Source organism: Clostridium sp. KNHs205 (assembly GCF_000702945.1).
Lineage (GTDB): Bacteria > Bacillota > Clostridia > Lachnospirales > Lachnospiraceae > Anaerocolumna.
The window spans coordinates 1-8936 of record NZ_JNLE01000004.1 but is presented as its reverse complement, the minus strand read 5'-3'; the positions used below and the strand labels follow the sequence as shown (position 1 = coordinate 8936).

General features: G+C 38.1%; 5 protein-coding genes and 1 riboswitch. All 5 genes read left to right on the top strand.

Annotated features, from left to right (window positions below):
* Nucleotides 1-951 precede the first annotated feature (951 nt).
* The 5 genes from BR73_RS27670 (at nt 952) to BR73_RS29185 (ending at nt 8023) form a co-directional block, all read left to right on the top strand.
* Nucleotides 952-2151, top strand: coding sequence for a DUF6273 domain-containing protein (locus tag BR73_RS27670; protein WP_051685418.1), 1200 nt, complete (start codon nt 952-954; stop codon nt 2149-2151).
* Nucleotides 2152-2620: 469 nt separating this feature from the next.
* On the top strand, nt 2621-4033 hold the full coding sequence (ltrA, locus tag BR73_RS0119635; RefSeq protein WP_033164413.1) for a group II intron reverse transcriptase/maturase: 1413 nt from the start codon (nt 2621-2623) through the stop codon (nt 4031-4033).
* 272 nt (nt 4034-4305) lie between these two features.
* Entirely contained in the window at nt 4306-5271 is a 966-nt protein-coding gene (locus BR73_RS0119630; RefSeq protein ID WP_033167671.1) for a collagen binding domain-containing protein, read from the top strand.
* Complete coding sequence (locus BR73_RS0119625; RefSeq protein ID WP_033167670.1) at nt 5252-7018, top strand: SpaA isopeptide-forming pilin-related protein; 1767 nt, start codon at nt 5252-5254, stop codon at nt 7016-7018. Before BR73_RS0119630 ends, BR73_RS0119625 begins: the two co-directional genes overlap by 20 nt.
* A 408-nt stretch (nt 7019-7426) precedes the next feature.
* Nucleotides 7427-8023, top strand: a complete 597-nt coding sequence (locus BR73_RS29185; protein ID WP_033167669.1) for a SpaA isopeptide-forming pilin-related protein — start codon at nt 7427-7429, stop codon at nt 8021-8023.
* A gap of 737 nt (nt 8024-8760) precedes the next feature.
* Nucleotides 8761-8851: riboswitch (cyclic di-GMP riboswitch) on the top strand.
* The last annotated feature ends 85 nt before the right edge of the window (nt 8852-8936 follow it).

Below are 8936 nucleotides of genomic sequence, written 5' to 3'. Positions count from 1 at the left end.
AAACAGGGATTCTACGCTTTGATAGAATTTTAAGTTCATCTTGTAAAGTAATATTAATAAGGCTTAAAGGGTATGATTCTTTGGAATCATACCCTTTATTTTATGTTCTCCGTTGCTATATTAAGGTATATTCAATGATTACAAAAGAAATTTTACCAATCTGGAAATGCATATAATCACAGTATTAATAAGCGGGATATTCCTGTAGACTGATAAGGTCTCCTGGCACAAGTCAATGCAATTACGTTTATCAGAGCAGGAAAACTATAATAATATTATATACTAATAAATAGTCAGAGTGTAAAAGATATATTTTGTATTACATTAAAATAAGGAGTATAATACAGCTGTAAAATAACATAAACCTAAGCAATGAATAGGTTTCTGACTGAAAGTTTCAGAGGGAACAGGATTAAACGAAATGAAGAGCTTTATAGATAAAATTTTTATCTTGAAATAAGCTATGACCCAGGAAAGGAGAATTGGAAAAGAGAAAAGGATTTGTAAATGGGATAAAGAGATAAAACAATATCTGCCTATAGATTTTATCTGCAAGAAGATAAAATGCTTAATAAGGGAATTAAGTATTTATATATCTTATTTATATGCAAATGCTGAGTAATTATATTGCTAATTGTTAAAAATGCAAGATATATACTTTTAGACAGCAATATATACAGATTGATTAGCATAAAATCATAACACCAAATTATCTACGGAAAGACGGATGTTAAAGAAATAAATAATATAATTAATCTGTTTTTTAGAAAATCAGTTTGTCGGATTATATAGTTAAAATTAAAGGAATAAATAATTAATCAAAATTGAGTAAAAGGACAATATTCAGCTGAACTTAAGTGTATTCATTTGTAAGACACCATGTTTAAATTTTTATGGCTATCAATATGGTACTCCCATGAATGCTCAGCTAATATAGAATGGGTTTCGTATATGAAAAAAGAAAAACCAAAGGTAGTTGAGAAAGACACAGACCAAATATATGAGGAATTGATCAATCTGATGCAAAGTACCCAGTGTATGACAATTACTGCATCTAAGGTTGAGATGTATAAGAATATTGCAGATCAGTTTGCAGAACTGAAGAATTTTCAGGAATCGGAAGCCTATGCAGAGAAATGCAGACAATTAGCTCAGGAGACGGAAAAGGAATTAAAAAAACTGGCATATGAAAAAGCACAGATAATTATGGACAAAGCCAGGAGTGTATCTGAGTATAAGGCGGCAGCAGAGGAGTTTAAGAAAGCCAGCGGGTATAATAATGCCGATACATTGGCAGCACAATGCGAAGATCTAAGTGCAAAGATTGAAAACAAAAGTATTAAGAAAAGTCTGATTCAAAAAATTAGTATAATAGCAGGTATTCTGATTTTGATATTGATCTCTATTCTTCCTTTCAGCAGATATTATGCAGCAAATACCCTTTTGTTTTTAAGAGCTTATCCGGCGGCAGCTAAAATATATGATAAATTAGGTGATTATAAAGCCAGCGAAACTAAGTGGAAGAAAAGTCAATATATGATTGGGCAGAATCTATATAAGGAAGAGGATTATAAAGGTGCTGCCAAAGCCTTTTCTTCAGCAGAAGATTATAAAGACAGTGAAGAAAAGGAAGTATTCATGATCAAACGGATACTACAAAAGGAAGAGCCGGGTGATACCGTTATGATAGGTGGTTATAACTGGATAATATTGAATAAATCAGAAGATAAAGCATTACTTATAAAGAAAGTTGCACTGGAAAAAAGAGCATACAATATAAACGCTGCCTCCATAACCTGGGAAAATTCCACCCTTCGGCAGTTTCTTAATAATGACTTTCTCCTTCAGACCTTCACAGAGAGTGAACGGAATAATATCCTCCAAAGTAATAACGAAAACAGCAAATCGGCTTATGGAACTGACGGAGGAAACAACACTCTGGATTCTGTCTTTTTGTTAAGTGCAATGGAAGCGAATGAGTACCAAAATCTTCTAAAGGGGTTTAAAAACAGCAGCTGGCTGCGTTCTCCCGGCTACTCGCAAAACAGCGCGGCATTTATGACAGAGAAAGGAACCGTGATGGACTATGGCTATATGGTAACTTCAGAAGAATTCACCGTCCATCCTGTGCTTTGGTTTAATATCAAATAAAGATGGTTAGAGTGAAATTATAATACATGAAAAGAGGAATTAGACGACTGGTTTAATTCCTCTTTTTATTGTGCGCCTGGCGGCGCACGTTTCTAATGGGTGAAAGTCCCTAGTCTGCCCTAGTAGTGGGAAAGACACAGCCAAGACCAAGGGTGTCGTGGGTGACTGCGAATCTGAAGGAAGGTGGAGGCAAATCTCTGGTCTGACGAACAGAAATCACATCAGGCTACAGTTAAGGATAAGACTGCAATACAAGTTAAAGTCCAATAACTACTCGGAATTAACTGTAGTAAATGTGGCAGATGGATGGAGAGAAAGAAACGTGTGGTACCCAGGGAGATCTCGTCAGCAAGTGAAAACAGAGTATGAAACTTGTAGTAACAACGAATGACGAGAAGTCAGCCGAGGTCATAGTACCATTTCAGTTGCAAATGATATGGGAAGGACTGAACTTTAGGAGGTACAAGCAATGAAAGTAACTGATAGTAGATTTAAGAACAGACAACTTCATATGGAAGACTATCTGCAAATGGTATCTGCGGAACAGAAAGAGGATGCAGAAGTGTTCGACTACGGGAAGATTACTGAAAAGAGCGGTATCATCACAAACTATTGGATGAATAATCTCTTGGAATTGATTTTGCGAAAAGATAACCTCAACAAGGCATATAAGCGAGTGAAATCAAATAAAGGAGCAGGTGGAACAGATGGAATGCAGGTGGATGAACTTCTGCCCTACTTAAAGGAAAACCAAGACACCTTAATTCAAGAGATAAAGGGAGGCAGATTTAAGCCAAACCCAGTTCGAAGGGTAGAAATACCAAAAGAAACAAAAGGTGAGTTCAGAAAGCTTGGAGTTCCAACCGTGGTTGACCGAGTTATCCAACAAGCAATCATACAAGAACTAACGCCTATCTACGAGGAGCAGTTCTCAGAAAACAGTTTTGGTTTTCAGCCGAAAAAAGGTGCACATGATGCACTGAAACAATGCCAAAAGAATGTAAACGAAGGCTACGTATATGTGGTTGATATGGATTTGGAAAAGTTCTTTGATACCGTATGCCAGAGTAAGCTGATTGAGGTATTGGGAAGAACCATCAAAGATGGCAGAGTTATCTCTTTGATACATAAATACCTCAATGCTGGAGTGATAACAAAAGGGGTGTTTGAGAAAACAGAGGTCGGCATGCCACAAGGTGGACCATTAAGTCCATTGCTAAGTAATATCATGCTAAATGAGTTGGACAAGGAACTTGAAAGCAGAGGACATAGGTTTGTCCGATACGCAGATGATTGCATGATTTTCTGTAAAAGCAAAAAGAGTGCAGAAAGAACCTTGGAAAACATCATACCATTCATTGAGAAAAGGCTATTTCTGAAAGTGAATAGGAAGAAAACGCAAGTCGCGCACATCAGTAAAGTTAAATATCTTGGATATACATTCTATAGATATAGAGGTAAATGCAGATTTAGAGTACATCCGAAATCCGTAACAAAGATGAAAGACGCAATACGAAATCTGACAGACCGAAACAATGGCATGAGCAACACAGCGAGAGAAGATAAATACCAACAGTTTGTGAGAGGATGGATAGAGTACTTTAAACTCGCAGATATGAAGAATCTTCTAAAAGGCATAGATGAATGGGCTAGACGCAGAATACGAGCGGTCTATTGGAAACAGTGGAAGAAAATCAAGACAAAGTACAGAATGCTTAGAGCCATAGGATGTGAGCATTGGAGAGCCAAAGAACTTGCCTGTAGTAGAAAAGGGTACTGGCGCATGGCGCAAGTGCTGAACCAGATATTTTCTAATAAAATAATAGCCAAGCTAGGATATACATCCATGCTTGACTATTATCTGATAGTTTATGAAAACTAAAGAACCGCCGTATACGGAACCGTACGTACGGTGGTGTGGGAGGTCGGTAGATAAAATAATTATCTACCTCCTACCCGATTAGAATTTGTTCAGAATGAAAAGTTATAATTTATTTTACATAAGATGGAGGTTATAACACTTTTACCATATTCCATAAAGAGATAAGAAATTAAGCATCAATACATAAGGTAATAATCTTTAGAGAAAAAGTAGGTGATGAGAAAGAATTTAATTCCAAAACTATAAAAAGCAAAGAAATAAGGAGGAAATGAATGAAGAATATGTTTCAGAAAATCAAGAAATTTTTAGTTGTAATCTTGATTTTAAGTCTTATATCCAATATACCCCTTCAGGGATTTGGGTTAGGTAACGTAAAGGCAGAACATAATCCGGATCTGGGAAATATATTTACCCAGGTGGTAATGACCAAGACTGCCAATCCTGAGGATTTGCTGCCTCTGGATAAACCGTTGGAAATTACGGAGAGTACTGAAGTGGGATTAATGTTTTACTGGAAAATTCCAGATGAAAAGGAATTGCTAAGCGGTGATTATGCCCAGGTTAAGATTCCAGATGTATTTAAGCCCATTGCAACTGCATCCGGTAATTTAATCGCCTCAGATGGCTATACGGTGATAGGTACCTTCCTCTTTGATAAGGATACGGGATATCTTAAACTGCAATTTAACGAAGTACTGCAGGACGGCGGAGATTATGAGGAAGAAAGAAGCGGAACAGTAGGAATCATGCTTAAGTTTGATCTTACGAAATTTGAAGAAGATACTACTCAGCTTGTTCAGTTTGAGTATATGGAGAGTTTGAATTTCAGCTTGACCGTTAAGCCTGCAAGCGGGACCGATCTTATAACAAAAACTGAAACCCATGAAGCTCTTAATGCCAAAGAAGTTACCTGGACGGTTGATGTGAACACCGCTCTTGAGGATATTGACAATGCAATATTTAAGGATACCATACCGGCAGGCCTTCAGCTGATAGAAGACAGCGTTAAAATATATCCGCTTTCTGTAGGATATTACGGGGACTTGACTCCCGGTGCAGAAAGTCCGGTGACACCGGTAATTGAAGAAAATGGATTTTCTGTGTCGTTGGGGCAAATAAAAGGGAAAGCGTACCGTATAGTATACAAAACAAAAATTACAAGCTATGCACAGACCTCATATACAAATAATGCCGTATTATATAACGGAGAGACAGAGCTTGACAACGCTTGGATTTAAGGTTACCATTACGAAAAATCCTCAAGATCCTTATGTTATCGAGTATACAACGAAGGTAGATGGACTTTCTAAAGCGAACTACGGCAATAAGGCTACTGTAATAAAGGGTGCCTCATCTGCATCATATGAAGCGAAGGTTTCATATCCGGATTACAATAATTTTGTTGAGAAAGCGGCAACAGATGTAGATTCTAATATGAAGGTATACCCGGATGATGAAATTAACTGGAAAGTGGCCCTGAATAAGAGTCTTTCAGAAGTACAGAATGCAATATTTACTGACGTTATTAGCAGTGGTCATGTATATTTAAATGACAGCCTTAAAGTGTATAAAATCACCAATATAAACACCGGAACGAGAGAAATCGTAGATCCTGCCTCCGGTGAGTATACCTTAATCAGTGTAGCAGGCAGCAGTGCCGGAGAATGGAACCTAACGGTTATCTTTAACGGTACGATAACTTCCAAGTACGAAATAGAGTATAAGACGGTAGTAACTGCTAAAACCGGAGTAATCAAAAATTCCGCGAAACTGACAGGAACAGGAGTGTCAAAGACCAGCAGTGCCAATAATGGTTCAGGCTTCACAGTTACTCAGACAGCCTTTGGTACAGGCGGAGGAACCACCAATAAAGGAAAGATAACCATTAATAAAAGGGATAAGGATACGGGAGCTCTCATAACTTCTTCAAATGCCGAATTTGAGCTTTATTATTACCTGAATGGTACAAAGACCGTTATCAGCGGCAGCAGCCAGCAGACGACTAACGGCATCCTTGTTTATCAGGGCTTATCCTACAGAACCTATTATTTAAGGGAACTGACAGCCCCCGGGGGGTATTATTCAAACGATACGGAATATGAAATAACGGTCAACTCCACAAATAAAAACGTCGTAAAAGACATTATTAATGAAGCGAAAAAAGGAATCAAGGTAGTTAAGGTAGATTTGGATCAAAGCGGCAAGAAGCTGGGAGGGGCCAAATTCAAACTAGTAAAGGTTGAGTCTGACAGTACAGAAACTGTTATAGAGGAAAAAACAACCAGTATAAATGGAGAGCTGCTGTTTAACGGATTGGAATATGGAAATTACAAGCTAATAGAAACAGCGGCACCAAACGGTTATCAGTTACCCATAGAGGTAGAATCAGAAGTTATTGAAATTAAATCTGAGACTGTGAATCCGTTGGTCTTTACAATCAAAAACGAAAGCAAGAAGTCCTTAAAGGTAGTTAAAGAGGATAAGGATGTGAGTTCAAAGAAGCTGTCCGGAGCTGTATTTAAGCTGTATGATTCTGCTAATCAGCAAATCGGTGATACCTACTCCAGTGACAGCAATGGAATATTAGTGATTCCCGGACTTGTAAACGGTACCTACAAATTAGTTGAAATAACTGCACCGGATGGTTATCAGCTGCCTCCGGATACAGAAACTACAATAGTAATAGATGCAGCCGCTGATCAATCCTCCGATGGCAGCCAGGACAATATAATTACAAAAGTTATTAATAATGAAAGCAAAAAGTCATTAAAAGTAGTAAAGGAGGATAAGGAAGACAGTTCTAAGAAATTATCAGGAGCTGTATTCAAGCTTTATGATTCCGCTAACCAGCAAATCGGTGATACCTACTCCAGTGACAGCAATGGAATATTAACGATTCCGGGCCTTGTAAATGGAACTTACAAATTAGTAGAAATAACCGCGCCGGCTGGTTATCAGCTGCCAAAGATACAGAAACTACTATAGTAATAGATGCAGCGGCTGATAAATCCTCCGATGGCAGCCTGGACAATATAATTACAAAAGTTATTAAAAATGCATCTCTTAAGACAATTAAAATTATCAAAGTTGATTCAGAAGAACCTGATAAGACGCTTGAAGGAGCAGAATTCAAGCTTTATGATGCAGACAATGTACTTATTGGTACTTATACGACAGACAGCAAAGGTGAGATTATAATATCAGGACTGAAGGTCGGCAGCTACAGACTGGTTTGAGACCAAAGCACCAGAAGGCTATAAACTCCCCGACAATCCTTTTACCTTCATTGAGATAACCCATGATACGGATTATGATACGATACTGCCTTCCATTGGTAATGAAATCTACCGTTCCATCAAGATTATAAAGGTTGATGCAGAAGATGAAGGAACTGTGTTAAAAAATGCGGAATTTGAGTTATGGAAAGACGGTAAAAAGGTAGCTGACAACATTATGACGGATGATAATGGAATTGCTATTATCCCCAATCTGCTGCTTGGTAATTATAAACTGATAGAAATCAATGCTCCGGAAGGGTATATAATGCCAACTGCCAATGAAACAGATATACAGATAAAGGTTGGTTCTCCTTTGCAGATACCAGTAACAATAGAAAATGATATCCTCAGAACGCTGATTATTCGCAAGCTGGACAGAAGTGATAAAACAAAATTACTGGAAGGCGCAGAGTTCACAGTAACAGCTCCGGATGGTACCACAGAAACCCTTAAGACCGGAAACGACGGAACAGCAGTGCTTACCGGGCTTAAGTTCGGAAAGTATCTGGTGAAGGAGACGAAAGCTCCTCAGGGGTATATATTGGATGCCAGGACAAATACAATAATGATAGACAATACCAGTATTGTATTTACTGTTGAAGTGGAAAACCAGCTATACATACCTGATCCTATTATTATTACACCCGGACAGCCAGGTACACCAACTCGACGCCTACACAGACACCAACTCCTACACCAACACCGAGTGTGACACCGGCACCTACTAATACGCCAACCCCCAACGATCAATCCCGAAGGCCAACGCCAACCAGGGAACCAGTTATTGAAATCACCCCGGAAAACACACCAAAGGTGGGACGGTAAAGTACCTGACGGTGGCAAACCTACTATAACGAAGAAACCCGACAACGAAAAGACTACCGTTTGATAAAGATGGAAATTGGAGTTATATACCGGATAAGGACTTTACAGGGAAAGACGAATTTACAATAGTAATAGAGCATCCCGACGGAACGGAAGAAGGAAGTACTCATAGAGATTGATGTAAATGAAATTCCCCGAGGCGGGTGTCACGGGAGATTCTGAACCGGAAGACCCTGAAAAAGGAGTTAAAGTTCCTAAGACTGGAGAGGAGTTTCCTATTGGTCTATTACCCGTTGCATAATTGGTATTGCGGCTGGTGGTATCGCATTTATAAGAGGTAAGAAAAAAGAAGAAATTGAATAAGAACTCCAAATAGTAATAAACAATGCCATTGATTGAAGCAGAAATAGTTGTCTCAATCAGTGGCATTTATTTTTTTATAGGAAATTCTAATAAGTTAGAATAATAAAACATCCTGTATATCTATGTGCTGAAAGGAAATATAAAATCTAGTCAAATTTACTATACCAAATTATAACAGCCTGTGTTATAATGTCGTCATAAGATATACGTCATATTTCTACAAAATATTTATTTTGAAACTTGTAGATGCTCGGTGCTTTCCACCGATAAAGGCAAAACCAGTGAAAGCTGGTGACGCAAAGCTAGAGGGCCTTAACTTATGCAGAGCATAAGCTGGCAGCCAGTTACCGAAAGGGGAGTTTTTTGTGTATAATTTTTTAAGAAAAAGTATGTTGTTCGTATTAATAGCAGTATTTTTAATAAGTGCAGCAGGATAT

Excerpts from the sequence above, each read along its gene's own strand:
- BR73_RS27670 (WP_051685418.1), top strand. The coding sequence starts at position 952 with ATGAAAAAAGAAAAACCAAAGGTAGTTGAGAAAGACACAGACCAAATA.
- BR73_RS0119630 (WP_033167671.1), top strand. The coding sequence starts at position 4,306 with ATGAAGAATATGTTTCAGAAAATCAAGAAATTTTTAGTTGTAATCTTG.
- ltrA (WP_033164413.1), top strand. The coding sequence starts at position 2,621 with ATGAAAGTAACTGATAGTAGATTTAAGAACAGACAACTTCATATGGAA.